The sequence below is a fragment of the Amycolatopsis sp. NPDC004079 genome (assembly GCF_040610415.1).
In the GTDB taxonomy this organism is placed as follows: Bacteria; Actinomycetota; Actinomycetes; order Mycobacteriales; family Pseudonocardiaceae; genus Amycolatopsis; species Amycolatopsis halotolerans.
Genome location: NZ_JBEXMH010000050.1, coordinates 1 through 26,386 on the forward strand (window position 1 = coordinate 1; position 26,386 = coordinate 26,386).

Annotated in this window: 23 protein-coding genes; 13 read left to right on the top strand and 10 right to left on the bottom strand. The window is 68.7% G+C overall.

Translation table 11 applies throughout. The features are described 5' to 3' along the window. Positions 1–229 precede the first annotated feature (229 nt). Both ABZX37_RS36140 and ABZX37_RS36145 read right to left on the bottom strand, forming a co-directional pair. A complete protein-coding gene (locus ABZX37_RS36140; protein WP_354747322.1) occupies positions 230–604 on the bottom strand; it encodes a hypothetical protein in 375 nt (124 codons plus the stop codon). A 24-nt stretch (positions 605–628) separates the two neighbouring features. Beyond that, complete coding sequence (locus tag ABZX37_RS36145) at positions 629–1,156, bottom strand: N-acetyltransferase (RefSeq protein ID WP_354747324.1); 528 nt, start codon at positions 1,154–1,156, stop codon at positions 629–631. A gap of 18 nt (positions 1,157–1,174) precedes the next feature. Here ABZX37_RS36145 and ABZX37_RS36150 point away from each other — a divergent pair, with 18 nt between their 5' ends. Then, a complete protein-coding gene (locus tag ABZX37_RS36150) occupies positions 1,175–1,699 on the top strand; it encodes a hypothetical protein (RefSeq protein WP_354747326.1) in 525 nt (174 codons plus the stop codon). Here the strand turns inward: ABZX37_RS36150 and ABZX37_RS36155 are convergent, their stop codons facing one another. Together ABZX37_RS36155 and ABZX37_RS36160 are read right to left on the bottom strand one after the other, a co-directional pair. Then, positions 1,700–2,896, bottom strand: a complete 1,197-nt coding sequence (locus ABZX37_RS36155; RefSeq protein WP_354747328.1) for an MFS transporter — start codon at positions 2,894–2,896, stop codon at positions 1,700–1,702. It abuts the gene before it with no gap. 57 nt (positions 2,897–2,953) lie between these two features. Beyond that, entirely contained in the window at positions 2,954–4,192 is a 1,239-nt protein-coding gene (locus ABZX37_RS36160) for an FAD-dependent oxidoreductase (protein WP_354747329.1), read from the bottom strand. A gap of 150 nt (positions 4,193–4,342) precedes the next feature. On the opposite strand from ABZX37_RS36160, the gene ABZX37_RS36165 reads away from it, so the two are divergent. Beyond that, positions 4,343–4,798: a nitroreductase family deazaflavin-dependent oxidoreductase gene (locus ABZX37_RS36165; RefSeq protein ID WP_354747331.1), complete on the top strand. Its 456-nt coding sequence runs from the start codon at positions 4,343–4,345 to the stop codon at positions 4,796–4,798. Between the two features lie 59 nt (positions 4,799–4,857). Here the strand turns inward: ABZX37_RS36165 and ABZX37_RS36170 are convergent, their stop codons facing one another. Then, a complete protein-coding gene (locus ABZX37_RS36170) occupies positions 4,858–8,550 on the bottom strand; it encodes a multifunctional oxoglutarate decarboxylase/oxoglutarate dehydrogenase thiamine pyrophosphate-binding subunit/dihydrolipoyllysine-residue succinyltransferase subunit (RefSeq protein WP_354747333.1) in 3,693 nt (1,230 codons plus the stop codon). A gap of 699 nt (positions 8,551–9,249) precedes the next feature. Here ABZX37_RS36170 and ABZX37_RS36175 point away from each other — a divergent pair. The 5 genes from ABZX37_RS36175 to ABZX37_RS36195 all read left to right on the top strand — a co-directional run bounded on the left by ABZX37_RS36175 (position 9,250) and on the right by ABZX37_RS36195 (position 11,940). Next, positions 9,250–9,522 (top strand): hypothetical protein, encoded by a 273-nt coding sequence (locus ABZX37_RS36175; RefSeq protein WP_354747335.1) that lies wholly within the window; start codon positions 9,250–9,252, stop codon positions 9,520–9,522. A gap of 178 nt (positions 9,523–9,700) precedes the next feature. Next, positions 9,701–10,042 (top strand): PadR family transcriptional regulator, encoded by a 342-nt coding sequence (locus tag ABZX37_RS36180; RefSeq protein ID WP_354747336.1) that lies wholly within the window; start codon positions 9,701–9,703, stop codon positions 10,040–10,042. After that, positions 10,032–10,415 (top strand): DUF1048 domain-containing protein, encoded by a 384-nt coding sequence (locus ABZX37_RS36185; RefSeq protein ID WP_354747338.1) that lies wholly within the window; start codon positions 10,032–10,034, stop codon positions 10,413–10,415. Before ABZX37_RS36180 ends, ABZX37_RS36185 begins: the two co-directional genes overlap by 11 nt. Further along, positions 10,412–11,182 carry an ATP-binding cassette domain-containing protein gene (locus tag ABZX37_RS36190; RefSeq protein WP_354747340.1) on the top strand — a complete coding sequence of 257 codons (771 nt, stop codon included), beginning with the start codon at positions 10,412–10,414 and terminating at the stop codon, positions 11,180–11,182. Before ABZX37_RS36185 ends, ABZX37_RS36190 begins: the two co-directional genes overlap by 4 nt. Further along, positions 11,179–11,940, top strand: coding sequence for an ABC transporter permease (locus ABZX37_RS36195; protein ID WP_354747342.1), 762 nt, complete (start codon positions 11,179–11,181; stop codon positions 11,938–11,940). Before ABZX37_RS36190 ends, ABZX37_RS36195 begins: the two co-directional genes overlap by 4 nt. A gap of 438 nt (positions 11,941–12,378) precedes the next feature. Here ABZX37_RS36195 and ABZX37_RS36200 read toward each other — a convergent pair whose 3' ends face one another. Next, on the bottom strand, positions 12,379–16,095 hold the full coding sequence (locus ABZX37_RS36200; protein WP_354747439.1) for an ABC transporter ATP-binding protein: 3,717 nt from the start codon (positions 16,093–16,095) through the stop codon (positions 12,379–12,381). A gap of 564 nt (positions 16,096–16,659) precedes the next feature. Next, positions 16,660–17,775, bottom strand: a complete 1,116-nt coding sequence (ald, locus tag ABZX37_RS36205; RefSeq protein WP_354747344.1) for an alanine dehydrogenase — start codon at positions 17,773–17,775, stop codon at positions 16,660–16,662. Between the two features lie 189 nt (positions 17,776–17,964). On the opposite strand from ald, the gene ABZX37_RS36210 reads away from it, so the two are divergent. Next, positions 17,965–18,906: a zinc-binding dehydrogenase gene (locus tag ABZX37_RS36210; protein ID WP_354747346.1), complete on the top strand. Its 942-nt coding sequence runs from the start codon at positions 17,965–17,967 to the stop codon at positions 18,904–18,906. After that, positions 18,903–19,355 (top strand): pyridoxamine 5'-phosphate oxidase family protein, encoded by a 453-nt coding sequence (locus ABZX37_RS36215; RefSeq protein ID WP_354747348.1) that lies wholly within the window; start codon positions 18,903–18,905, stop codon positions 19,353–19,355. Before ABZX37_RS36210 ends, ABZX37_RS36215 begins: the two co-directional genes overlap by 4 nt. Here the strand turns inward: ABZX37_RS36215 and ABZX37_RS36220 are convergent. Both ABZX37_RS36220 and ABZX37_RS36225 read right to left on the bottom strand, forming a co-directional pair. Next, a complete protein-coding gene (locus ABZX37_RS36220) occupies positions 19,324–20,892 on the bottom strand; it encodes a helix-turn-helix domain-containing protein (protein WP_354747349.1) in 1,569 nt (522 codons plus the stop codon). The two genes, ABZX37_RS36215 and ABZX37_RS36220, sit on opposite strands and share 32 nt — an antisense overlap. A gap of 71 nt (positions 20,893–20,963) precedes the next feature. After that, positions 20,964–21,452: a hypothetical protein gene (locus ABZX37_RS36225; protein ID WP_354747351.1), complete on the bottom strand. Its 489-nt coding sequence runs from the start codon at positions 21,450–21,452 to the stop codon at positions 20,964–20,966. A gap of 171 nt (positions 21,453–21,623) precedes the next feature. Between ABZX37_RS36225 and ABZX37_RS36230 the strand changes: the two genes are divergently transcribed. Then, entirely contained in the window at positions 21,624–22,931 is a 1,308-nt protein-coding gene (locus ABZX37_RS36230) for a bifunctional o-acetylhomoserine/o-acetylserine sulfhydrylase (RefSeq protein ID WP_354747353.1), read from the top strand. Then, on the top strand, positions 22,928–24,055 hold the full coding sequence (locus ABZX37_RS36235; protein ID WP_354747355.1) for a homoserine O-acetyltransferase: 1,128 nt from the start codon (positions 22,928–22,930) through the stop codon (positions 24,053–24,055). The genes ABZX37_RS36230 and ABZX37_RS36235 overlap by 4 nt, the downstream gene beginning before the upstream one ends. 61 nt (positions 24,056–24,116) lie before the next feature. On the opposite strand, the gene ABZX37_RS36240 is transcribed toward ABZX37_RS36235, so the two are convergent. Then, complete coding sequence (locus ABZX37_RS36240; RefSeq protein WP_354747357.1) at positions 24,117–24,887, bottom strand: SGNH/GDSL hydrolase family protein; 771 nt, start codon at positions 24,885–24,887, stop codon at positions 24,117–24,119. 195 nt (positions 24,888–25,082) lie between these two features. Between ABZX37_RS36240 and ABZX37_RS36245 the strand changes: the two genes are divergently transcribed. After that, the gene (locus ABZX37_RS36245) at positions 25,083–25,673 is read left to right on the top strand and encodes a TetR/AcrR family transcriptional regulator (protein ID WP_354747359.1); all 591 of its coding nucleotides are present in this window, start codon (positions 25,083–25,085) and stop codon (positions 25,671–25,673) included. A gap of 52 nt (positions 25,674–25,725) precedes the next feature. After that, positions 25,726–26,223, top strand: coding sequence for a hypothetical protein (locus ABZX37_RS36250; RefSeq protein ID WP_354747361.1), 498 nt, complete (start codon positions 25,726–25,728; stop codon positions 26,221–26,223). Positions 26,224–26,386 lie beyond the last annotated feature (163 nt).

The following is a 26,386-nucleotide window of genomic DNA, read 5'->3' on the forward strand; positions in this document are numbered from 1 at the left end:
ACTGCGCAGCCTACGCTCGCCGACCGTCCACAAAGGACGTCAAGGTTGCCGGAATGCCCGATTTACGACCATGCGACCGTTTACTGGAGTCCGTGAGGGGAACCCTGAGGGACTCAGAGTCCCTCAGGGTTCCCCTCACGGACCACTGACCCCGCCCAGGGCCTTCGACCTGGGCAGATTCGCCTCAACCGCACCCGTGGCACCGCCTCAAGCTATGCGGCATTGTGTTCTAACTGGGATTGCCACTCACGAGAATCTCGATCGCCTCGAAAATGTCCGCGTCGGTCTCCTGCTGCCACTGCGGGAGCTGATCCCAGTCCGCGACGTACGCTGGCTTCGGGTCCGAGATGTGCTGATGAATTTGCGCGATCCAGCACAGCGCCACGAAGCGGCTCTTCTGCGCTCGGGTCAGTTTCGCGGTGCTGCCACCGGAAATCTCGACGAACTGCCGAACCTGCGTGTAAACCGCAGCGGCACTGGCTCGCTCCCAGTCTGGCGTTTCATCCCACGGCGTGACGTAACCGGGCTTGGGCTCGCCGGGGAAATGCCGCCTGACGCCGGCGATCCAGGCGTCACGAAAGATGCGGCCGGGTTCCTCGGACACGATGGCGCTCCTTCTCCGGAAAGCTCAAAGCCGGTCAAAGGCCGCAGCGTAGCGGAAGGCTCCTCGATTCTCCGGGGCGTACGCCGCCAGCCGGAGGGCCTGGAAGTGCGGGGCCCATTCCGGCACCGGCGGCGTGATGCCGAGCGTTTCGGCCAGTACGAAGCCGAAGCGGGAGTAATAACCCGGGTCGCCCAGCAAGATGATCAGGCCGTACCCCAGGGCATTGGCGGCGCCGATCGTCGCGTGGACCAAGGCTGAGCCTGCCCCGCTGCGTTGGTGCGAGGGGAGGACGCCTAGCGGGCCGAAGCCGATGGCGGATTCTGGGTCGTCGCCTAGGTGGCCTGGGCTGGAGCAGGCGTGGCCGATCAGCTCGCCGTCGCGGTGGGCGACGAACGAGAGGGCGGGGAGCAGATCGCCGTCCGCGGTTAGTTCGGTGACTAGCTTCGCTTCGGGCATTTCGCCGGTGACGTCCTTGTTGTGGACGCGGAAGGCGGCGGTGTGCACGGCGTGGATCGCGGGTGCGTCGTCGGCGGTCGACTGGCGGATCTGCATGTCGCTCAGTCTCCCTGAGTGACGGGCTGCGCGGAAATTGATTTCGACACGGTGCATAACCTGGTGCTCGACGACGTGGGGGTAAGAGTGAGCGATGTCGAGTCGGCCTCGGTGACCATCGGGAGAAAAGGGGGTGATCGGCTGGTAATCACCGTGCTGGGACGGATGCACGTCGAGGCGGCCGATTTTTGGGACGGTAACTGGCTCTTCAGTCCAGTGGACCTCGTCGTCGGCGGGTTCACCGCCCAGGTGCCCGCCGGGTTGCGAGCTGACGAGCTGCTGAGCTTTCGGGAGCAGCTGTCGAAGGCGTATGCCGAGTTCGGCGGTGTCGCTCGGCTGGAGTCGATGGAGAGGTGGCTCGGGCTGACGGTCACGGTGGAGAAGTCCGGCAGAGTCGAGATCGAAGGAGAGGCCATCGATGGGCACGGGTCGGGGAACCGGCTGTGCTTCGAGATCGACGGCCTTGACCAGTCCGATCTGCCGGCCATCGTCGGGGAGCTGTCCTCGATCGAGGCGCAGTTTCCGGTGCTCGGAATGCCCTGATCAGGCCGTCGCTGCCTGCGGAGCAACCTGTGCTGGACGGTCGTCGCGCATGAAAAGCAGAACCGCCGCTCCCACAAGCGGTCCGGCGGCCAGGGTGAGGAAAGCGGCGTAGAACGAGCCGGTCGCGTGGAAGACCGGGCCTACCACCGCGGGCACGATTACGCTGCCCAGCTGCCAGAAGGCGTTCACCGCACCGGCGGCGGAACCGGCTAGGCGGGGGCCGGTCAGGGCGGGGATCATGGCGGCGGTCAGGGGGCTGTAGGCGTAGGCGCCGATGCCGAGAATTGGGGCTACCACTAGGAAAGCGCTGTAGCTGTTCAGGGAACCGAAGACCAGCAGAGCCGCGCCGAAGAGGATGAGGACGGCGATGATGGGGATTCGCCTGCCCAGGCCGACTTTGTCGGTGAGCCAGCCGATCAGCGGTTTGATGACTACCGCGGTCCCGGAGAAGATCACCAGGACTACGCCCGCCCGCACCGGGTCGATGTGTTCGCCTCGGATCATCAGGGTGTTGGACCACGTGACGAAACCGTAGGTGCCCCATAGGCCGCCGAAACCGGCCAATCCCAGTAGCAGCAGGTCGCGGTTGCGGAAGAGCGGGCGCGGGTTCGGCAGGGCGCGGGGGCCAGTCGAGGGGGTGCCGTTGCGGATGAAGGCCAGGCACAGCAAGCCGAGTACGACGGTGACTCCGCCGAAGAGGTGATACGACACTGGCCATCCGCTGTTTTTGACCAGCGTGGGGACGACGGCGTTGGCTACGACGGTTCCTAGCGACGTCGCGGTCATGAAGATGCCGCTTGCCAGACCGTGCTCCTCTGGGCGGAACCAGGTGGTGATCAGCTTGAGCCCGGCGGAGAAGTCGACTCCGGCGAACAGGCCGAGCAGGGCTTGCAGGATCAGGCCCCAGGCGATGGAGGTGGTGGAGCCGAACCCCACCATCAGGACGCCTGCGACCAGGGAGCTGATGCCTAGGACTGCGCGGCTGCCCAGCCAATCGGAGAGGAAGCCGCCGGCGGTGTTGGAGATGACGTAACCGATGTAGTAGCAGGTGGCGAAGATCCCGAGCGCGGCCAGCGGGACACCGAGCGAATCGCTGACTGCCGACGACGCCGGGCCCCACGTCGACCGGTCGACCGAGGTCATCGTGAACACTGCCCAGCAGAGCAGCAGGACGACCCAGCGATAGCGGCTCGGCATGGGGGCTCCTTCGGCCTGGGGACGATCAGGGAAGGTTCTCGTTACCGGGTTGGCGGGTCAAGCCAGGGCGTCTTGGCGGTGCAGTTCGGCGCGGATCGCGCGGACGTCGTGGGCGTGGCCGTCGACGTACTGTGCGGCGGCGATCCCCGCTGCGTGGCCGGTCGCGAAGGCGGTGCCCATGACTCGGACTGATGCGTACGCGTCGTCGTCGGAGCTGGTCAGGCGGCCGACGGCCCAGAGGTTCGCGGTGTCGGCGGAGCAGATCGCGCCGTAGGGGAGGTCGTACCAGCCCCGGTCGGCGATCGGTTCGTAGCGGGTGACGCCTGGCCCCGCGTGGTCTTCGATCGGCCAGCCGCAGCGGCCGATGGACGCGTCGGGGCGCTTGCGGGCGGTCAGGACGTCGCGGCCGGTGAGTTGTTCGCGGCCGACCAGGTGACGTCCTTCGCGGATGCCTAGCTGTGGGCCGGTTTCCTCGAGGCGTGCCGACGACCAGCCGGGCAGGTGTTTGCGCAGGGCGTCGAGGTATTGCCATGCTTGACGTCGCGCGCTGGCTTCGTCGCGGCTTAGCGCGGCGGCGTTCAGGACGTCGGTTTGTTCGTCCACTAGCAGCGCGATTACGTTGCGGGTCAAGGGAAGGTGCACGGCGATGCCGTAGTCGCGGGCCAGCTGGACGCCGGTTTCTCGTTGATACGCGGCGACTGCGGCCCGCAGGCCCTCGCGTGAGAGGTCGGCGTCTTCGGAGACGCCGGAGAATCGGCAGACGAGCGTGCTGGTTTGCCGGTCGCTCAGCGGCGTGATGCGGACGGCGGCTCCGGCGTCGGCCAGGAGTGCGCCGTCGCCGCTGGCGTCGATGAACGCACCGGCGGTGACCCGCTCCACGCCGCCGCGATGGTGCAGTTCGACCTCGGTGACGACCCCGTGCGTCCGCTTCGCGCCGATGAGTTTGGTGTGCAGGAGGACGTCCACGCCGGCGTCGGCGGCCAGCTCGTCGTAGACCAGTTTGGTGGTTTCCAAGTCGAGCAGGACGATCTTGTTGCCGGTCCAGCCCATCGTCTTTTCTTCGTAGGCGCCGCGCTGGCGCAACCGCCGCAGCACCTCGTCGCCGACGCCCGCGACGACCTGCTCGCCGGTCTGGTCGAAGAAACCGCACAGGGTCAGCACGGAGCTGATCGTCGCCGCGCCGCCAAGGTACGGGTACTGCTCGACCAGCAGCACCCGCGCCCCGGTCCGCGCCGCCCCGGCAGCGGAGGCGATACCCCCAGCACCGCCTCCGACTACGACGACGTCGTAGTGCACTCCAGCCCTCCTCGGATGTTTGTCAACCAGTCAACTTGGTCCGGCCGGTGCGCCGCCACTGCCTTTCCGGTACCCCGGGCATAACCGGAAGGTATACGTATGACTCCCAGAAAGTATGAAACTCATACAAGATGGCGTACGCTCGGAACCATGGACACCAAGGCAGCCGGATACCGGCGCAAGGTCAACACGATCAACCGGTTCATCACCGCCCTGCAGCGCGCGGGGCTCGCGTTCGGGCCGATGGAGCTGCTCACCGTCCCCGGGCGGCGCAGCGGCGAGCCGCGGACGTTTCCGTTGGCGGTACTGAAAGTTCAGGGCGAGGAGTACCTGATCCAGGCGTTCCCGAAGGCGGCCTGGGTGGCGAATGTCCGGGCGGCCGGTGCGGGCACGTTGTCTCGCGGGCGACGGTCGCGGCGGGTGCGGTTCGCGGAGCTGCCGGTCGCGGAGCGGGGGCCGGTGTTGCGCGAGGTGGTGGCTGGAGGGCCCGCGAGCGTGGGGAAGCGTTACGTCACGACGGGGCTGGCGGAATCGCCGACACCGGACGGGGTCGCGGCGGCCGCGGCTGCGGGGAGGATCGCGGTGTTCCGCGTAGAAGTGGCCTGAACAACGGCGAAGGCCGCCGCGGGAACGCATCCCGCGGCGGCCTTCGGAGCAAGCAACGATCAGTCGAACGCCTTGGCGATCAACGCCTTCTGCTCGACCTCGTGCACCTTGGACGAACCGGCCGACGGGGCGGCCATCGGACGCCGTGCGACCACGTCGAGCCCACCGAAGAACTCCGGGAACTTCCGGGGCAGGTTGAGGCCGAAGAACGGCCACGCGCCCTGGTTTTCCGGCTCCTCCTGGACCCAGGCGATCTGCTGCGCGTTCGTGTAGCGCTCCACCGCCGCCAGCAGCTTCTTCTTCGGCAGCGGGTAGTACTGCTCGATCCGCACGATCGCGACGTCGTCCGCGCCGCGCTTCTCGCGTTCGGCCACCAGCTCCCAGTAGAGCTTGCCCGAGGTGAGCAGCACCTTGCGGACCTTCGCCGGGTCCTGCGTCGTGTCGTCGATGACCGACATGAACCGGCTCTGGCCGGTGACGTCCTCGACCGTCGACGTCGCCGCCTTGTTGCGCAGCATCGACTTCGGGGTGAAGACGATCAGCGGACGCTGGATGCCGTCGAGGGCGTGGCGGCGCAGCAGGTGGAAGTAGTTCGCCGGGGTGGAGGGCACCGCGACGGTCATCGAGGCTTCCGCGCACAGCGCCATGAACCGCTCGATCCGGCCGGACGTGTGGTCCGGGCCCTGGCCCTCGTGGCCGTGCGGCAGCAGCAGCACGACGTCCGAGCGCTGGCCCCACTTGGCCTCGCCGGAGGAGATGTACTCGTCGATCACGGTCTGCGCGCCGTTGACGAAGTCGCCGAACTGCGCTTCCCACATCACCAGCGCCTCGGAGTTCGCCACCGAGTAGCCGTACTCGAAGCCGACGGCCGCGTACTCCGACAGCGCCGAGTCGTAGATCATCACGCGGCCCTGGCCGTCGGCCAGGTTCTGCAGCGGCGAGTACTCCTGGCCGTTCTTGCGGTCGATGAACACCGAGTGCCGCTGGGTGAAGGTGCCGCGCCGGGAGTCCTGGCCGGACAGCCGCACGAGACGGCCTTCCAGCGCCAGCGACCCGAACGCGAGCAGTTCGCCGAACGCCCAGTCGATGCCGCCTTCGCGGGACATCTTGTGGCGGCGCTCCATGACCGGCTTGACCCGCGGGTGCGGGGTGAAGCCCTCGGGCAGGTTGACGAACGCGTCGCCGATCTGCTCGACGACCTCGCGCGACACGGCGGTGGTGACCTTCGCCGGGATCTGCTGCTCGCCCTCGACCGACGGGCTCGCCTTCGCCGGGTGCCGCTCGAGTTCGCGGACCTCGTTGAAGACGTGCTCGAGCTGGCTGGAGAAGTCGCGCAGCGCGGCCTCGGCCTCTTCGACGGAGATGTCGCCCCGGCCGATCAGCGATTCGGTGTAGGTCTTCCGGACCGAGCGCTTGGAATCGATGATGTCGTACATCGCCGGCTGCGTCATCGACGGGTCGTCGCCCTCGTTGTGGCCGCGGCGGCGGTAGCAGACCAGGTCGATCACGACGTCCTTGTGGAACGCCTGGCGGTAGTCGACCGCCAGCTTCGCGACCCAGTGCGCGGCCTCGGGGTCGTCGCCGTTCACGTGGAAGACCGGCGCGCCGATCATCTTCGCGACGTCGGTGGCGTACTGGCTGGAGCGCGAGTGCTCCGGCGCGGTGGTGAAGCCGACCTGGTTGTTGACGACGACGTGCACGGTGCCGCCGGTGCGGTAGCCGCGCAGCAGCGCCAGGTTCAGGGTCTCGGCCACGACGCCCTGGCCCGCGAAGGCCGCGTCGCCGTGCATCAGGACCGGCAGCACGGTGTAGCCCTCGCCGCCCTTGTCGAGGACGTCCTGCTTGGCGCGGACGATGCCCTCGAGCACCGGGTCGACGGTCTCCAGGTGCGACGGGTTGGACGCCAGCGACACCCGGGTCTCGCCGTCGCCGAACATCCGGAAGTACTTGCCCTCGGCCCCGAGGTGGTACTTCACGTCGCCGGAGCCGTGCGCCTGTCCCGGGTCGAGGTTGCCCTCGAACTCCTGGAAGATCTGGCTGATCGGCTTGCCGACGATGTTCGCCAGCACGTTCAGCCGGCCGCGGTGCGGCATGCCGATGACGACCTCGTCGAGTTCGTGCTCGGCGGCCTTGTCCAGGATGGTGTCGAGCAGCGGGATCGCGGTCTCGCCGCCTTCGAGCGAGAACCGCTTCTGGCCGACGTACTTGGTCTGCAGGAAGGTCTCGAACGCCTCGGCGGCGTTGAGCTTCGACAGGATGTACTTCTGCGCGGACGGCTCCGGCTTGCTGTGCCGGACCTCGACGCGCTCCTGGATCCAGCCGCGCTCCTCGGGGTCGAGGATGTGCGTGTACTCCACGCCGACCGTGCGGCAGTACGAGTCGCGCAGCACGCCGAGGATGTCGCGCAGCTTCATCCGCTCGCGGCTGGAGAAGTCGCCGACCGCGAACTCGCGGTCCAGGTCCCACAGGGTCAGGCCGTGGCTCAGCACGTCCAGGTCGTGGTGGCTGCGCTGGCGGTAGTTCAGCGGGTCGGTGTCGGCCATCAGGTGGCCGCGCATCCGGAACGCCTCGATCAGCTCCATGACGCGCGCGGTCTTGTCGACCGGGCCGTCCGGGATGTCGGCGACCCAGCGGATCGGCTCGTACGGCAGCCGCAGGCTGGTGAAGACGTCGTCGTAGAAGCCGTCCTCGCCGAGCAGCAGTTCGTGAATGCGCTTCAGGAACTCGCCGGACTCCGCGCCCTGGATGATGCGGTGGTCATACGTCGAGGTCAGCGTCATGATCTTGCTGACCGCGAGGTCGACCAGGGTCTTCTCGCTGGTGCCCTCGAACGACGCCGGGTACTGCATCGCGCCGACGCCGATGATCGCGCCCTGGCCCGCCTGCAGCCGCGGCACCGAGTGGTTCGTGCCGATGCCGCCCGGGTTGGTGAGCGAGATGGTGGTGCCCGCGAAGTCGTCCGCGGTGAGCTTGTTCGTGCGGGCCTTCTTGACGATCTCCTCGTAGGCCTGCCAGAACTGCATGAACGTCATGTTCTCGGTGGCCTTGATGGAGGCCACGACGAGCGTGCGGGAGTCGTCCTTGCCCTTCATGTCGATGGCAAGCCCGAAGTTCACGTGCTCCGGCGTGATCGCGAACGGCTTCCCGTCGATCAGCTGGTAGTGCCGGTTCATGTTCGGGAAGTCCTTCAGCGCCCGCACCATGGCGTAGCCGATGAGGTGCGTGAAGGAGATCTTGCCGCCGCGGGTGCGCTTGAGGTGGTTGTTGATGACGATGCGGTTGTCCGCCATCAGCTTCGCCGGGACCGCGCGCACGCTGGTCGCGGTCGGCACGGCGAGCGAGGCGTCCATGTTCTTGGCGATCGCCGCGGCGGCGCCGCGCAGCTGCTTGGATTCCGGCGCGGACTTGGCTGCCGGAGCGGCCGCCGCGGGCTTCGCCGCCGGGGCGGACTTGGCTGCCGGGGCCTTCGCCGCCGGAGCCTTGGCGGCGGGGGCGCTGGCCGCCGGCGCCGCTGGGGCCGCCGGGGTCTTGGCGGACGGGGCGGGCTTGGCGGCGGGGGCCGGCGCGGAGGCCTTGACCTCTCCGTTCCCTCCCGCTTGCGTGCCGTTGCCGCCCGGAGTGGGCTTGTAGTCGGCGAAGAAATCGTGCCAGGCGGCGTCTACCGACTGGGGGTCCGCGAGAAACCGCTCGTACATTTCTTCGACGAGCCACTCATTGGCACCGAACTGCGATGCGGGACTGCTGCTGGCCACGGCTGGCTCTCGCCTCTATCCATTCTCGATCCGATATCACAAGCACCTGCTGACCGCCAGGCTAGTCCCCTGCCGGTGGCCTGAAACACGCCACCTGGACGCTCGTGAGACAGGTCATTGTCTGGATCGGTTGAGAGGCCCAGCCTGACAGACAGCAGGGACCACCGTACGCGTCGCAAGAGCCGAATGCCGTCACCTCGGCTGGTTTGGGGTGATCCCGGACACAGCGCGTGCCCGGTGTCACAGCTCGCTCGGCTGGCTGCGGCGAGCGGACGGTGGTGGCCCGGGTTGGTCCGGACCACGTGCGCCGGGCTTCGCGCAGGTCGGCTGACTTGTGCCCCGTTCTCAGCCCGCCGCGCGACTGGCGTGGCCGCGGCGGGCGCCTCGCTGGTGAGCCGTTCGCCGGGCCGGGGTCGAGTCGGCGGCGGACGCGGGGGTTGTGTCGAAGTCGGGCAGCGGCGGTGCCGGGGTGGTCCTCGCTGTGCGGTCCGTCGACCGTCGCGGTGCTCGTGCGGTCCGAAGCGGGCGTCCGAGGTGGCTAGGTCGTTCGTCCAGGTGGGGCAGTGCGGGGTCGTCCGCGCCTGTTCCGGCCGAGTTGGGATGTGCGTAGCGGGTCGTTCACTGTGCGGTGTTGTGCTGTCGAAAGGCTGCGGCCTCACTCGGGCGCGGCGGTTTTCGAGGCGAGGCGGTGATGGCGCGATGTGGCTGGTCGAATGTCCGTCGTTCTGGGACCAGGGATTGATCCGCCCGCTCGTCACCGAGCACGGCACGGTCCTGCTGATGTGCGATTCCTGCACCGCGGTGTGGCGCACCCCGTCCGGCATCGACGAGTTCGAGCACGTCGAGCCGGAAGCGCCCGAGTGGTCCGTCGGCTCGGACACGCACGTTCGCCCCGGGACGACTCGCTGGGCCGAACTGGCCGACGTCGCCTCGGCGGGCTGGGGCGACCTCCGGTGGCGCGAGCTGCCCTGACTTCGCGGTCTCTCTGAACCTGTCCTGCCTGTCTCGTCCGGCCCGGAGATGGCCCCGTCGCCAGGGCCCGTTCGGTGTGCCTCCTCGCGGCGGTCCCGGAATGCCTCCCCCCCGTCGCCGGTAGTCAGTGTTACTATCTACTGGTACTCAGCGACACTGACTAGCTGAAGGGTGTTCGATGGGCAAGCAGGCGACGGAGATGCTCAAGGGGACCTTGGAGGGCATCGTCCTCGCGATTCTTGCCGGGCGGCCCGCCTACGGGTACGAGATCACCTCCTGGTTGCGCGAACGGGGGTTCACCGATCTCGCCGAGGGCACCGTTTACGCGTTGCTCGTGCGGATCGAGCAGCGCGGGCTCGTCGACGTCGAAAAAGTGCCGTCCGAGAAAGGGCCGCCGCGGAAGGTTTATTCGCTGAACGCTCCGGGGAGAGCGAGTCTTGACGAATTCTGGCGGAACTGGCGGTTTCTCTCGGACCGGCTCGAACAGCTGCGCAAGGAGGGAATCGATCATGGGGAATGAATCCAAGAGCAGATATCTGCATTATCTGGAGGTCGTCACCGGGCCGCTGGAGGACAAGAAGCGGTATCGGCGGTACAAAGCGCGCGTCGAGGAGCTGCCGCCGGACTATCGGGCGGCGATCAAGGCGTTGCACCGGTACCTGCAGTACTTCGGGCCGGGGACGGCGGAGAGTCACCTGCGGATGCTGGACGACCTCATCGACCTGTTCGAGCAGAGCGTGGCGAACGGGACGACCGTCCGGGAAATTGTCGGTGACGAGCCGGTCGAGTTCGCGGAAGAGTTTCTCCGGAGTTATCCCGAGGGGAACTGGATTTCCCGGGAACGGACGAAGCTGACCGAATCGATCGACCGCGCGGTCGGAGGTGCGCGGTGACGACGCCGGCGATTCGGGTGCGGGGGTTGCGAAAGTCGTACGGGAAGCTGGAAGTGCTGCGCGGGGTCGATTTCGAGGTGGCGCGGGGCAGTATTTTCGCGCTGCTCGGGTCGAACGGGGCGGGCAAGACCACGGTCGTGCGGATCTTGTCCACGTTGCTCAAGGCCGACGCGGGGGAGGCGGAGGTCAACGGGTTCGCGGTCGCCAGCCAGGGGGCGGACGTGCGCGAGTCGATCAGCCTCACCGGGCAGTTCGCGGCGGTCGACGAGATCCTTACCGGGCGCGAGAATCTGGTGCTGGTCGCCAAGCTGCGGCATCTCAAGAACCCAGGTGCGATCGCGGACGGGCTGCTGGAGCGGTTCGCGTTGACTGACGCCGGGGCGCGCAAGGTGTCGACGTATTCGGGGGGTATGCGTCGCCGTCTTGACATCGCGATGAGCTTGATCGGGGGCCCGCAGGTCATTTTCCTCGACGAACCGACGACCGGGCTCGATCCGCAGGCGCGCAACGACGTCTGGAAGGCGGTGGAGGAACTCGCCGAGCAGGGAGCGACGGTGCTGCTCACCACGCAGTATCTCGAGGAGGCCGAACACCTCGCCGACCGGATCGCGATCCTGCACGAGGGGCGGGTGCTCGTGAACGGCACGCTCGCCGAACTCAAGCAGCTGCTTCCGCCGGCCAAGGTCGAGTACGTCGAGAAGCAGCCGACGCTGGAAGACGTCTTCTTTTCCCTTGTCGGCGCTGGAACCAAGGGGGAAGGGCAATGAGCGGCCACTTTGTCAGCGACAGCTCGGTCCTGTTAGGACGATCGCTGCGGCACATCACCCGCAGCCTCGACACGATCATCACCACGACGGTCACGCCGATCGTCATGCTGCTGCTCTTCACCTACGTCCTCGGCGGCGCGATCAACTCCGGCTCCGAGTCGTACGTGACCTACCTGCTGCCCGGAATCCTCCTGATCACCATCGCCTCCGGGATCGCCTACACCGCGTTCCGGCTCTTCCTGGACCTGAAGGGCGGCATCTTCGAACGCTTCCAGTCCATGCCGATCGCCCGCTCGGCGGTGCTGTGGGCGCACGTGCTGACGTCGGTGATCGCGAACCTGATCTCGGTCGCGGTCGTGGTGCTCGTCGCGTTCGCGATGGGCTTCCGCACCAGCGCGGGGCCGCTGGCGTGGCTCGCGGTGCTGGGCATCGTGGTGCTGTTCACCCTGGCGCTGACGTGGCTCGCGGTGATCCCTGGGCTCACCGCGAAGTCCGCGGACGGCGCGAGTGCGTTCTCGTACCCGCTCATCTTCCTGCCGTTCGTCAGTTCGGCCTTTGTACCCACCGGGACCATGCCTGGGCCGGTGCGCGCGTTCGCTGAGCACCAGCCGGTGACGTCGATCGTGAACACCATCCGGGATCTGTTCGCGGAGCGTCCGGTGGGGAGCGGGATCTGGACCGCGCTTGCTTGGTGTGTGGGGATTTTGGTGGTGGCGTATGTCTTCGCGAATGTGATTTATCGTCGGAAGATTTCCTGACTCGGTCCGGCGGTCGCGGTTACGGGCAGTGCCTGTTGGTCGCGGCTCGTTCGGCGGGTGTTGTCTGGCGATGCGGTGGTGTGCGGGGAGTGCGGTGACGGGCTTGGTCGCCAAGGCGAGTTGTCGCCGCAAGGTTTTCTGGCGCACCCCGATGCCCGCAGCTGCGTGACGGCGAGGCCGGTTCGATGTTGCGAGTTGTGGTCGGCCACCAGGCGAGCGTCAGTTGGATAGCGGCGTTCGCGTGGTGTGTCGGCGTGCTTCTTCGCGATCGTGATTATCGCCAGAAGATCGCCTGATTCACCTCAGCGCTCGCGGCCAAGGACGGCTGAGACCCGTTCGGGGTGCGTTGTTCAGCGTTGCGAGTGGTGGTCGGACACCACGCGAACGTCAGTCAGGCAGCGGCGTTCGCGTGGTGTGCCGGAGTCTGGGCGGTCGCCGTCAGCCCAGCGCCCACAGTCGCGCGTAGTGGCCATCCGCGGCGACTAGCTCTGTGTGCGTGCCCTGCTCGACGATGCGGCCGTGGTCTAGCACCACGATTCGGTCGGCCTTCGCGGCTGTTGCCAGGCGGTGGGCGACTACGAAGGTGGTGCGGCGGCGGGCCAGGTGTTCGGTGGCTCGCAGCACGGTGGCTTCGGTGGCTGGGTCCAGGGCAGCGGTGGCTTCGTCCAGCAACAGAACGTCCGGGTCGACCAGTTCGGCTCGGGCCAGTGCGACGAGCTGCCGTTGCCCGGCGGACAGGGAGCGGCCGCGTTCGCCTACTGGTTGTCGGAAGCCGGCGGGCAACGCGGCTACGCCGTCCAGGGCGCCGACGGAGCGTACGGCGGCTTCGACTTCCGCGTCGGTGGCTTCTGGGCGGCCGTATCGCACGTTGTCCGCGACGGTGCCGGAGAACAGATGTGCTTCCTGCGGTACTACGCCCATCCGGGCGCGCAGTGCGGGCAGGTCGTATTCGCGGACGTCGACGCCGTCGATCAATACCGCGCCGCCGGTGGCGTCATAGTAGCGCGCGACTAGCTTCACCGCGGTGGACTTGCCTGCGCCGGTCGCGCCGACCAGTGCGACGGTTTCGCCTGCCGCGACGTCGAGCGTCAGGTTTTCCAGCGCGGGCTTTTCCGTGCCGGTGTAAGCGAAATCGACGTCCTTGAAACGCACTTCGCCGGACAGGTGTGCGGGCAGTTCGACTGGCTGTTCGGCGGCGGGCACCGACGTCGGCGTGCGCAGCAGGTCGCCGATGCGGCTCAGGCCGACGCGCGCCTGCTGGTAGCCGTCGAAGACCGACGACAGTTGCTGGATCGGCGAGAAGAATTGCTGCAGGTACAGCAAGAATCCGAGCAGCACACCGGCTTCGAGGGTGCCGCCTGCGACGCGGTGTGCGCCGACGACCAGCACCGTGGTGGTCGCCAGATCCGACAGCAGGGAGACGAGCGGGAAGTACGTCGCGATGTACCGCTGCGCGCGCAGCCGCGACCGGCGGTAGTCGTCACTGCGCGACGCGAACACCGCCGCCGAACGCTCTTCGCGCGTGTACGCCTGAGCGACGCGCAGACCGCTGACGTTCTCCTGCATGTCCGCGTTCACGACGCTCACCTTCTCGCGCGCCTCGCTGTATGCGCGCGAAGCGACCCGGCGGAACACGAACGTCGCGACGAGCAGGATCGGCAGCATGGCCAGCGCGTACACGGCCAGCGCGGCATCGGTGACCAGCAGCGCGACCGTGATGCCTACCAAGGTGAGTGCGCTGACTACTGCGGTGGCCAGGCCGGTTTGCAGGAACGTGGACAGCGCGTCGACGTCGGTGGTCATCCGGGTCATGATCTTCCCGGACAGTTCGCGCTCGTAGTAGTCCAGTCCGAGTCGTTGCAGGTGTGCGTAACTGCGCACGCGCAGCGAGTACAGCACCGTCTCGCCGACGCGGGCGGTGAGCCGCGTCTGCCAGCGCACCACGAACCAGTCGGCGGCCACGACGAGTGCGCCGATTCCGGCCAGCAGCCACACGACGCTCGCCACCCCGGGCAGTACGCCGTGGTCGACCCCGCGTTGATACAGCGCGGGCAGCGCGAGCGAGGCCAGCGCGTCGGCCGCGACGAGACCGACCACTCCGGCGAGCGGCCACCGCACCGGACGCAGGATCCGGGACAGCCGGAAGCCGGGATCCGGGGCCGTGACGTCCACATCGGACAGTCGTGGGCGGTCAGCAGCCGGGGGCAGCCGGCGGACGCCTTCCAACAGCTCTGGTGTCGGCGGCACGTCCGCGCCGCCGCTGCCCGCGAAGCCGCTTCCACCGCCTGGTGTCCCGCCGCGGGACTGCGCGGCGTCGGCGAGAGCGTCGACCTCGTCTCGTTCGTCGTGCGGCCACAGGACTGCGGTGGTGCCGTCCGCACCGGGCTCAAGGTTGTCGCAGCGGTGCGGTTTTTCGACGTCGTCGCCCGGGCCGGCGACCAGTTCGCGGAACAGCGCGCACCGCGCCAGCAACTCCTCCTCGGTGCCGACGTCGACCACCCGGCCCTGATCCATCACCGCGATCCGGTCGGCCAGCTGCAGCGTCGACCGTCGGTGCGCGATGAGCAGCGTGGTGCGCTCGGCGGTAACCGCGCGCAGCGTGTCGTGGATCGCGGCTTCGGTGACGGTGTCGATCGCCGACGTCGCGTCGTCCAGGATCAGCACGCGCGGGTCGGTGAGCAGCGCACGGGCGAGCCCGAGCCGTTGCCGCTGCCCGCCGGACAGCGTGAGCCCGCGCTCGCCGACCTCGGTGGCGTACCCCTCCGGCAGCGCGCGGATGAACTCGTCCGCCTCCGCCGCGCGGGCGGCCGCGAAGACCTCCTCGTCGCTCGCGTCCGGGCGGCCGTAAGCGATGTTGTCGCGCACCGACGTGGAGAACAGGAACGCTTCCTCGAAGACCACGCCGATCGCCTGCCGCAGGTCTTTCAGCGGCACATCGCGCACGTCCAGGCCCCCGACGCGTACCGAACCCGAGTGCACGTCGTAAAACCGGGGCAGCAGCATGGAAATCGTGGACTTGCCGGACCCTGCGGTGCCCACCAGCGCGAGCGTTTCGCCGGGGCATGCTTCGAGGGTGAGCCCGTCAAGCACTGGGTCGCTGCGGGTGTAGCCGAACTTCACGTCGTTCAGTTCCACACCCAGCGTGCCGGGCGGCAGCGGCCGCGCGTCGGGGCTGTCGGTGACCTCCGGCTGCGCGTCGATCAGCTCGTAGACCCGCTCCGCGCCAGCGCGCGTGAGCTGCGCCTGCACCACCAAGCCGGACAGGAACCGCGCCGGGCCGATCAACGCCGCGAGATACGTGGCGAACGCGAGGAACGTGCCCAGGCTGATCTGCCCGTTCAGCGCCAGCATGCCGCCGATCGCCAGCACCGCTACCTGACCCGCGGCAGGCAGTGCCGACGTGGTCGCTGTCGGCAACGCGGACAGCTTCGCCGCGCGCAGCCGTTCCGCGAACAGCTTCCGCGCCGTGCGCTCCAGCCGGGCGACCTCGCGCGCTTCCTGCCCGAAACCCTTCACCACGCGCACGCCGGTGACGGTTTCCTCGACGTGCTGCGCGACATCCGCCGCGCGCTGCTGGGCCGACCAGGTCGCCGGGAACAACCGCCGCCTGCTCAACGCCACGACGATCCCGACCGCGGGCGCGACCACCAGCGCGATGAGCGTGAGCAGCGGCGACATCCACAGCATCGCGCCCAGCGCCAGCACCGCGAAAATCACCGAACCCGCCGACAACGGCACCTGCATCAGCAGCCCGGTGACCAGCTGCAGATCCGAAATCGCGCGCGACACGACCTGCCCGGTGCGCAACGCGTCCTGCTTCCCGCCGTCCAGCCGCGACACCGCGCCGAACACCCGGTTCCGCAGATCGTGCTGCACGTCCAGCGCCAGCCGCCCGCCGACATACCGGCGCAGGAACGCCGAGCCGAACGCGACGACCTGCAACGCCACCAGCCCCACCGCGAGCGCGCCCAGCTGCGACGTGTGCCCGGCCACCGCGTCGTCCACCGCCGACCGCACCAGCAACGGACTCGCCGCCTGCACGCCGACGCTCAAGATCGCCGCCGTCATCGCGAGCACGACAACGCCGCGGTGCTCCCAGCAGGCAGCGGACAACCGGCGCACCCAGCCGACCGGTCGGGGCGCCGTCTCAGCAATCGGACGGTCTTGACGCGCAGGCGTCGCAGTGGTGGTCACATCACAAGGTTAGGGAGCGGCACCGACAATTTATTCCCCAGCGAACCGTCGGCCCGGACCAAACGGGCACAACCGGCGCGCTCGCGGGCCCGCCCAGGGCAGAGGTGACGAAGGGCACCCCAGCCGGTTCCCCATGACCCTGTAAGCGGCATGGAGCAGGGAAAGCCTGGTCCGGCGGCCAAAGGCGGAAGGTTGAACGTTCACCTGGTCACCGGGAAGAACCCCGGCGAAACCCACCCCCGGGCGCGCGCTCCCGCCCAATGTTCTTTAAGCTAGTACTCGGCGACCCGCTCCCAGTGACCCCCAGGCTGGTTGAGCGGGTCGCCCCTTCTTCCCTTCCTCTGCTCGCGCCTGGCGGCGCTTCGCCGAGGAAGGGGCGTCGTATTGCCCGGGGGCCGAGCCCCCGGACCCCCGCGGTGCCTTCGGCGGCGGTTGAGTGGTGGGTCTTGTTGGTACAAAAATGCTTGGGGCATAAGAGAAGCGGCGAGGTCCCTGAGGGCCTCGCCGCTTTCTTGTAGCTGTTGGTTACGCCAGGGCGGTTTCGATGGGGGTGTGGGGGAGGTTGTGGGCGGTGGCGACCGGGGCGTTGGTTAGGGCGCCGGCGTGGGTGTTGAGGCCCAGGGCCAGGGAGGGGTCTGCGGACAAGGCCTGCTTCCAGCCCTTGTCTGCCAGCTGCACCGCGTAGGGGAGGGTTACGTTGGTGAGGCCGTAGGTGCTCGTGCGGGGGACGGCGCCGGGCATGTTGGCCACGCAGTAGAAGACCGAGTTGTGGACCGTGTAGGTCGGGTCGTCGTGGGTGGTCGGGCGCGAGTCGGCGAAGCAGCCGCCCTGGTCGATGGCGATGTCCACCAGGACGCTGCCCGGCTTCATGCGGGAGACCAGGTCGTTGGAGACCAGCTTCGGGGCCTTCGCGCCGGGGACCAGGACCGCGCCGATGACGAGGTCCGCCTCGAGGACCGACTCTTCTACCGACAGGCGGTTCGAGGTGACGGTGCGGATGCGGCCGCCGAAGTCGTTGTCGATCTGGCGGAGGCGGTCGACGTTGGTGTCGAGGATCTCCACGTCGGAGCCGAGACCGAGGGCGACACGGGCGGCGTTGAGGCCGGCCACGCCGCCGCCGATGACGACCACGCGGGCCGGGTGCACGCCGGGGATGCCGCCGGGCAGGACGCCGCGGCCGCCGCTCGGCTTCATCAGGGCGTAAGCGCCGACCTGCGGGGCCAGCCGGCCCGCGACCTCGGACATCGGGGCCAGCAGCGGCAGCGCGCCGTTCGGCTTCTGCACCGTCTCGTAGGCGATCGCGGTGGTGCCCGCGGCCAGCAGCGCGTCGGTCAGCGGACGGTCCGCGGCGATGTGCAGGTAGGTGAACAGCACCAGATCCTTGCGCAGGCGCGGGTACTCCTCGGCGATCGGCTCCTTCACCTTCAGCACGAGTTCGCCCTCGGACCACGTCTCGTCCGCCGTGGCGAGCACCTTCGCGCCCGCGGCGACGTACTCCTCGTCCGTGATGGACGACCCGGTCCCGGCACCCGTCTCGACGAAGACGTCGTGCCCGCGACCGACCAGTTCGTGCACGCCGGCCGGGGTCAACGCGACCCGGTACTCGTGCTTCTTGATCTCACGGGGAACGGCGATGCGCACTGCTTGCCTCCTGGCGGCGGTTCTGGCGAAGGTGTTGCCACTCACGGTGATCTACCCGGACGGCGGTGTCATCATTCCGCCGCCACAGTCTTGCGCGGGGTCAGTAGTGCTGCCAGGACAACGCCCTTGACCTCGACCGCACTTGAGGTAGTTGGCTGGCTCATGGCGGAGACTCGAGGAAGGGCATCAATGCGAGCGGTGTGGCTGCGGGAGTTCGGCGGGCCGGCGGTGCTGGAGGCGGGGGACGCCCCCGATCCGGCTCCCGGACCGGGGCAGGTGCTGATCGAGGTGGCGTTCGCCAACGTCACCTTCGTGGAAACGCAGTTCCGGGCGACCGGCAACGGGCCGTTCGCGGGCGCGCTGCCGATGGTGCCCGGCAACGGCGTCGGGGGTGTGATCAGCCGCGCCGGGGAGGGCGTGGACCCGGCGCTGGTCGGGAAACGCGTGGTGACGTCGACCGGCGGCAGCGGCGGTTACGCCCAGCGCGTGGTCGTGGACGCGGCGTTGGTGTTCCCGGTGCCGCAAGCGCTGAGCCTCGACGCGGCTGTCGCGTTGCTGGCAGACGGCCGCACGGCGACCGGGTTGGTGCACGCGACCGCGGTAGCGCCAGGGGAACGGGTGCTCGTCGAGGCTGCCGCAGGAGGGGTCGGCAGCCTCTTGGTGCAACTGGCGAAGGCGGCTGGTGCGGAGGTCGTGGCTGCGGCGGGCGGGGCGGAAAAGCTTGCTCGTGCTCGGGAATTGGGCGCGGACTTGGCCGTTGACTACACGGATCCGGAGTGGACTGCGTCGGCCGGGGAGGTGGATGTGGTGTTCGACGGCGTGGGAGGTGCGGTCGGTACAGCGGCGTTCTCTTTGGTGCGGCCTGGTGGGCGGATGGCGATTTACGGTCTGGCAAGCGGTTCGTGGGCGGAAGTGTCCGAAGAGGACGCTGCGGCGCGCGGAGTGAAGCTGGTTCGGTCGATCGGTGATGCGGCGGCGATGCGCGGGTACACCGAGTCGGCGTTGGAGGCGGCTGCGGCTGGGCAGTTGACTCCGGTGATCGGGCAGCGGTTTCCGTTGGAGCGTGCGGCTGATGCGCATGCGGCGATCGAGTCTCGGGGCACGATCGGGAAGACGTTGCTGATCGCGTGACCGATTTCGATGTCGACAGTTTCCTCGCACAGCCGCTGACCGCACGGGTCGCGACCGCGGGTCCGGCCGTCCGGCCCACCTGGTATCTCTGGGAGGACGGGGAGTTCTGGATCCTCAGCGGCCCGTGGTCGAGGCTGCCCGATCAGGTGCGTGCGGAGCCGCGGCTCGCGGTGACGGTGGACGTCTGCGATCTCGCGACCGGCTTGGTGCGTCAGGTGATCGCGCGCGGACCGGCCGGGATCGAGCCGTTCGACGTGCCTCGAGGACGCCGGAAACTGGTGCGGTACCTGGGTCCGGACGAGTCCGCGTGGGATCCGCGGTTCCGCGCGTATCTCCTGGACGATCCGGCCGAGCGCGGCACGGTGTGGATCCGGATGCGGCCGGAATCGTTGCGGGCCAACGATCTCAGCTACCGGGTCAGCTCCAGCGGAGTGCGATCAGCTGGGTGAGCAACGCGAGCCGGACGTCGGGGTCGTCGAGGTTCAGCGGGACCAGTTCCAGCAGCCGTTTCATCCGGTACCGCAACGTGTTCGGGTGAATGCGCAGGCGTTCCGCGGCGGCGCGGGGGTCGCCGGGATGTCGCAGCCATTCGTAGAGAGTGTCGACGTACCCGGCGTTGCTCGTCTCGTCGTGGGCGCGCAGCACGCCGAGCGGGCCGAGTTCTGACACCTGCGCCGCCGCTGCTCCGGCGGCGGCGCGGTGCAGGACCAGCGCGGTCCACGCTTCGTCGTAAGCCACGACGCGGCCCTCGACCAGTCCTGCCCGCAGCAGGCCCAGCGCTTCGTCCGCTTGGGCTCGTGACGCGGCCAGCGCGGTCGGATCGCCTGGTGCGCCAGCAGCCGCGCGAGGCAAGCCGCCTCGGCGGGAGGCGGGTTGGGCGAGCAGCGCCTCCCGCAGTTCCGGCCAGCCGCCCTCGCCGGTGCGGTCCGGGACCACGACGTACAGCAACCCGCCCAGTTCAGCCGCGACCGGACGGCGTCCGAAACCCTGCGAAATCCGTTCCAGCAAAGCCAGCAACAGCCCTTCGGCGTCCCGGCTGTCGCCGCCGCTGACGTCCACGACAACGACCCGGTGCGGCTCGTCGGACAGGTCCAGCTCGGCGACCACCCGGCGTGGCGGGACTTGTCCTTCCAAGACCGCGCGCAGCAATTCGGCGGAAGCTCGGCGCTGCGCGTCTGTGTGTGCGCGTCGGCGTAGAAGATGCAGGGCGACCACCGGGGCGGCGTCGGCGAAAGCCGCTGCGCGTTCCTCGGAAACCGGACCGGGGACGACGGCCCACATCGAACCCAGCAGTTCGCCGCCCATCCGGATGGGCACGATCAGCCGCGGCAGGGTGCCGTCGCGCTGGGCCGGCACGAAAATCGTCTGTCGGCCGCGGGAAAGCTCGCGGAAAACGCCGCGCGAGCGGAACCGGGCGAGTACGTCGTCTGGGATGCGGCGGCCCATGATCGTCGCGACGCGCGCCGGGTCGGTGAGGTCTTGGCGGGCGGAGTAGGCGAGGACGCGCGAGTTGGTGTCCTCGATCGTCACCGACGCGTCGACCACCGCGGCCACGGCATCGGCGAGCCGGAAAAGGTCGCCGGAACCTGGGTCGCCGCCCTCCTCGAGAGCTTCGGATTCGTCGGCGAGTGCGTCCAGAACTGTGCGCAACAGCCAGACCAGCTGGGCCCAGGACGTCGCCGCGTGCACCTGGATCAACGCGATCCCAGCCGACTTCGCCGCCCGCCGCACCGACTGCTTCGCGGCCAACGGAGGTTTCAGCAACACCGCCGCCGCACCCCGGCCAGCGCTCACCCGGACGAGCGCCGCGGCGTCGGCCGACTCGACGGTGGCGACGCCGAGCACCAGGTCACCGGCGGCGATGGCGGACTCCGCGCCCGGCTCGGCGATCACCACGTCGCCGACCGCGGGACAGCCTTCGGGCACGAGAAGCGCGTGGAGCAGCGTGGGACCGACCCGGTCCACGACGCTGCGCACCGAAACCACAGCTACCTCCAGCGCTTCTGACGTTCTTGCTGGAACGGTAGAAGACTGCGCCGGTTTCGCCACCCGCGGCACTAGTTAGCGCGACCGACCTTCGGCCACGGCTTGAAGTAAGACACCAGTGTCGCCCCCAGCAGCAGCGTCAGCCCGACACTCATCGCCCCCGTTCCCGCCACCGCGCTCGCCCCCACGACCTCGCCCCGCGACGCCTGCTCGCCGTGCGCGACGAAAGACGGGACTACCAGCAGGTTTCCGCCGCCGAACAGGGCCAGCGTCGCCAGCAGTTTCCACAGCACCCAGTGGTAGCGCACCAGCTTCCACTTCGTGCCGAGCCCGAGGACGACACCGGTCGCCAGCGCGAGGAGGCTGGCCGGGAAATAGAGCGTTCCGGCGAGAATTCCGGCGATGACGTTCGCGCTGCGCGTGGTCACCGGGTCGAAGCCGGCGATCGCGAGAATGCTGCAGATCAGCACCGCGAGTTCGGCTCCGATCCAGCCGACCGACGTGACGACGTGGCCGAACAGGAACCACTTCCGGGTCGCCGGGCGCATTCTCCAGTCCATGCGCCTCAGCGTGCGCGGCACAGCACCGTCTCGTCGTCCGTCAGCGCTCGGCACTTGTTCATACGTACGGGTGCGTAGGACTCTCATCTCGTGAGAGCAGTTGGGCGGTTCGTCCGGCCTGGTTAGCGTCGGCGCCCAGCCGACCCGATCCCGACCGCTAGGAGCGAGCACATGCCGGAAGACACCACGAGCTGGTCCTTCGAGACCAAGCAGATCCACGCGGGGGCGGCGCCCGACCCGGCCACCGGCGCTCGTGCCACGCCGATCTACCAGACCACCTCGTACGTCTTCCGCGACACTCAGCACGGGGCCGACCTGTTCAGCCTCGCCGAGCCCGGCCACATCTACACGCGGATCAACAACCCGACCCAGGACGTGCTGGAGCAGCGCGTCGCCACTCTCGAAGGCGGCGTCGCCGGTCTCGCGTTCGCCTCCGGTTCGGCGGCGGTCACCGCGGCGATCCTGACTCTGGCCAGCGCGGGCGACCACTTCGTCACCAGCCCGTCGCTGTACGGCGGCACCTACAACCTCTTCCACTACACGCTGCCGAAGCTCGGCATCGAGGTCACCTTCATCGACGACCAGGACGACGCGGAGCAGTGGCGGGCCGCGGTCCGGCCGAACACCAAGCTGTTCTTCGCCGAGACGCTGGCCAACCCGAGCAGCGCTGTCCTCGACATCCGCAAGGTCGCCGATCTGGCGCACGAAGCCGGTGTCCCGCTGGTCGTGGACAACACGGTGCCGACGCCGTACCTGGTTCGCCCGATCGAGCACGGCGCCGACATCGTCGTGCACTCGGCGACGAAATACCTCGGCGGGCACGGCACGACGGTCGCCGGTGTCCTCGTCGACGGCGGCACGTTCGACTTCGGCAAGGACCCGGGTCGGTTCCCGGGCTTCAACGAGCCCGACCCGAGCTACCACGGTCTCAAGTACTGGGAGGCGCTCGGCCCGGGTGCGTTCGCGGCCAAGGCCCGCGTGCAGATCCTGCGCGACACCGGCGCGGCGATCGCCCCGCTGAACAGTTTCCTCATCCTGCAGGGCATCGAGACGCTGTCGCTGCGCGTGGAGCGGCACTCCAACAACGCGCTGGCCCTCGCGGAATGGCTGGAAGAGCGCGACGAGGTCGAGAAGGTCTACTACGCCGGACTGCCGTCGAGCCCGTATCACGCGGCGGCGCAGAAGTACCTGCCGCGCGGTGCCGGCGCGGTGCTGTCGTTCGAGCTGCGCGGCGGTGTCGAGGCGGGTCGGAAGTTCGTCGACGGCACCGAATTGCACAGCCAGCTGGTGAACCTCGGCGACGTGCGCAGCCTGATCGTGCACCCGGCGTCGACCACGCACAGCCAGCTCGGCCCCGAGGAGCAGGTCGCCGCCGGCGTCACGCCGGGTCTCGTGCGGCTCGCGGTCGGGCTGGAAGGAATCGAGGACCTGAAGGCCGACCTCGAGGCAGGCTTCCGGGCTGCCAAGGCGGCGCTGTGACCGATCCCGGCGCGAGTCTCCCGCCCGTCACCGGCGCGTGGCGGGCGGGGGACCCACCCGGCAGACGGCACTGGTTCACCGGCCCCGGCGCGCTCGCGCTGGAGGCCGGTGCCAGCCTGCCCAGCTACACCCTCGCGTTCGAAACGTGGGGAACGCTCAACTCCGACGGGTCCAACGCCGTCCTCGTCGAGCACGCTCTCACCGGCGACAGCCACGCCGCCGGTCCCGCCGGACCCGGGCATCCGAGTCCCGGATGGTGGGACGGACTGATCGGTCCCGGCAAGGCTTTCGACACCGGCGAACTGTTCGTCGTGGCCCCTAACGTCCTCGGCGGTTGCCAGGGGTCGACAGGTCCGTCCTCGCCCGCCCCGGACGGCGAGGCGTGGGGCAGCCGATTCCCGGCTCTGACCGTCCGGGACCAGGTCAACGCCGAAGCGGCACTCGCGGACGCGCTCGGCATCGAACGCTGGGCCGCCGTCGCGGGCGGTTCGATGGGCGGGATGCGGGCTCTCGAATGGGCCGTAAGCGAACCCGATCGGGTCGCCTCCGCGCTCGTTCTCGCTTCGACCGCGCGCGCGTCCGCCGAGCAAATCGCTTGGGCCGCACCTCAGCTGCACGCGATCCGAGGCGACCTGGCCTGGCGAGGCGGCGACTACTACACCGCGGCCGAAGGGCCTTACCGCGGATTGGGCGTGGCCCGGCGGATCGCGCACGTCACCTATCGCTGCGAACCCGAACTGGAGACGCGTTTCGGGAACCGGCCGCAGCGGGACGAAGACCCGCTGGCCGGCGGGCGATTCGCGGTCGAGTCCTATCTGGACCATCACGCGGACAAGCTCGTCCACCGGTTCGACGCGGGTTCCTACGCGGTGCTCACCGAATCCATGAACACCCACGACGTCGGCCGCGACCGGGGCGGGGTCGCCGCCGCACTGGGCCGGGTCACCGCGCGCACTGTGGTCGCCGCGGTGGACAGCGATCGGCTTTACCCGCCGTACCAGTCGCACGAGATCGCAGCGGCCGTCGGCGGCGAGGCCGCGGTGCTGGCTTCGCCGTACGGCCACGACTCGTTCCTCATCGAGACCGAGCAGATCGCCGCGCTGGTCAAAACTTTGCTGGGCTGAGACGCGAAGGAAGGCCGCCTTGAGCGAACTCAAGGCGGCCTTCACGAATCTCCGCGAAACCTCAGCCGATCGCCGAGGTCAGCGGCGAGTAGTAGCCGCCCCGCTGCCCGGCGGCAGTCGGGTGGTACGACTCGTCCACCGGCCAGGTCAAGCTGTGCAGATAGTCGCTCGCCGACGAGCAGATGTTGTGCCCGACGAACGCCGACCGGACGTCCACGAACTTCCCGCCGGCGGCGGAAACCCGCGACGACAGCACCGAAGCCAGCGTGTCCGCCCCGGAGTTGATCGCCGAGCGCTTCGTGTCGCTCAACCCGACATTGCACGAGCCGGGCACGGTGTAGAACCGCGGATAAGACAGCACGACCAGTTGCGCCCCGGGAGCCTTGCTCTTGGCCGCCGAGTACACCTTGTCCAGCAAGCCGGGCAGGGTGTTCTGGACGTACGTCTTGGCGGTGTTGACCCGGTCCACGCAGGTCTGGTCGCTGCCCAGCGTGCACGTCTTGATCACGTCGGTGAAGCCGGCGTCGTTGCCGCCCACGGTGAGCGTGATCAAGGTGGCGTTGGACGGCATCGAGCTGATCTGGTTCAGCACGTCGCCGGTCTTCGCGCCCGAGCAGGCGAGGAAGGTGAAATTGGTGCCGGAGTGGGCGTTGGCCCACAGCTGGCCGTACGCGTTGGCACTGCGTTTGCAGCTGCCGGAATCCCCGTAGCTCCCGGCGCCCACTCCGGAGGAGTAGGAGTCGCCGAGCGCGACGTAGTTTTGCGATGCAGCACTCGCGGCGGACGCGAACCCGAGCGAGGTAGCGAGAGCGACCCCCAGGGCCGCGCACATCCGAAGGATGCGTCGTGATGGTTGACGGGTGGTTGCAGCCATAGGTCACTCCTGTCGTGACAGCTTGACGGCGTAAAGCTTTACCAGGTGCAATCCCCACGAGACACCCCTGAAATCCGGGTGCCTCCACTTGGCCCAGGCAGGAAGTAGGACGGGAAGTTAGCGTTCGCTAACCGCGGGACCTACTATGTGCGGATGTCGGCGAATTCCCTCCCACTGGTGAACGGCGCGAAGCCGAACAGACGGGAACAGATCCTCACCGCCGCCGCCGAGCTGTTCGCCCACCACGGTTTCCACGGCGTCGGCATCGACGACATCGGCGCGGCCGTCGGCATCTCCGGTCCCGCGCTGTACCGGCATTTCCGCAGCAAGGACGCGATTCTCGGGGAAATGCTCAACTCGATCAGCCACTACCTGCTCGAGGGCGGCACCAAGCGCGCCGCGGCGGGCGGCACCCCGGACGAGCTGCTCGCCGCGCTCGTGCGGTTCCACGTCGACTTCGCGCTCGACCACCCGTCGCTCATCACCGTGCAGGAGCGCAATCTCGCGAATCTCACCGACGGTGACCGCAAGCAGGTGCGCGCGCTCCAGCGGCAGTACGTCGAGGTGTGGGTGCGGGCGATTCGCGAAGCTGTGCCCGGCCTCGGCGAACGCCAGGCGCGGTCGGCGGCACACGCCGTGTTCGGCTTGATCAACTCGACGCCTTACAACCGCCATCTCGGTGACGGCGCGCTCGCCGATCTGCTGTGCCGGCTAGCGCTGGGTGCGCTTTCCGCGGCGGGCTGAGGCCGCGATCCGGGGTATCCCGCCGACCGCCGGTCTGGTGTTTGATAGGCACGTGACCGCGGACCGGAGCGAGGGCGAGCAGAGGCTCGTCGAGAAGGCACAGCGCGCGCTCGTCGCCATCAGTCTTGGCGAGGACACGGAGGCGCTGGAAGAGGTCACGCCCTCGTCGCGGGAGCCGGGCGAACGCGACGAGGAGACGAAAGAGTTGATGCTGCTGCTCTTCGGCGAGTGCAGCGCGATGGTGTCCACGCTCGGTGACGGCGGCACCGCCCCGGTCAAGGTCCAGGTTTTCGACGAGGCGGGCGAAGAGGTTTCGATCGACCAGGCCGATCCGCCGGTCCGCACCGCCGTCCGCACGCTGCTCGCCGAGGTGCACGGCAATACCGCCGCCGCCCGCGAACAGGTCGAGATCGCGTTGGCGAGCGCGGCCCCCAACGAGGTGGACAGCCTCCTGCTGCAGGCGCTGCGCTGGACGATCCGGCTGTCGGTCGAATGCCTCGAACGGGATCTGCCGGTGGCGGGCTGGATCTCCGACGCCGTAGCGGGCTGAGTTCCCCGCTCGCCTCACCCGTCCGTGACCGCCCCAATGTGGCATTGGGTGCATCTGACGCACCGAACGCCACATTGGGTGCGTCGCATGCACCCAATGCCACATTGGGGCGCTTCGCGCGGGGCTGGACAGAGCGGTTAACGAGCACTAACATCTCCGACGG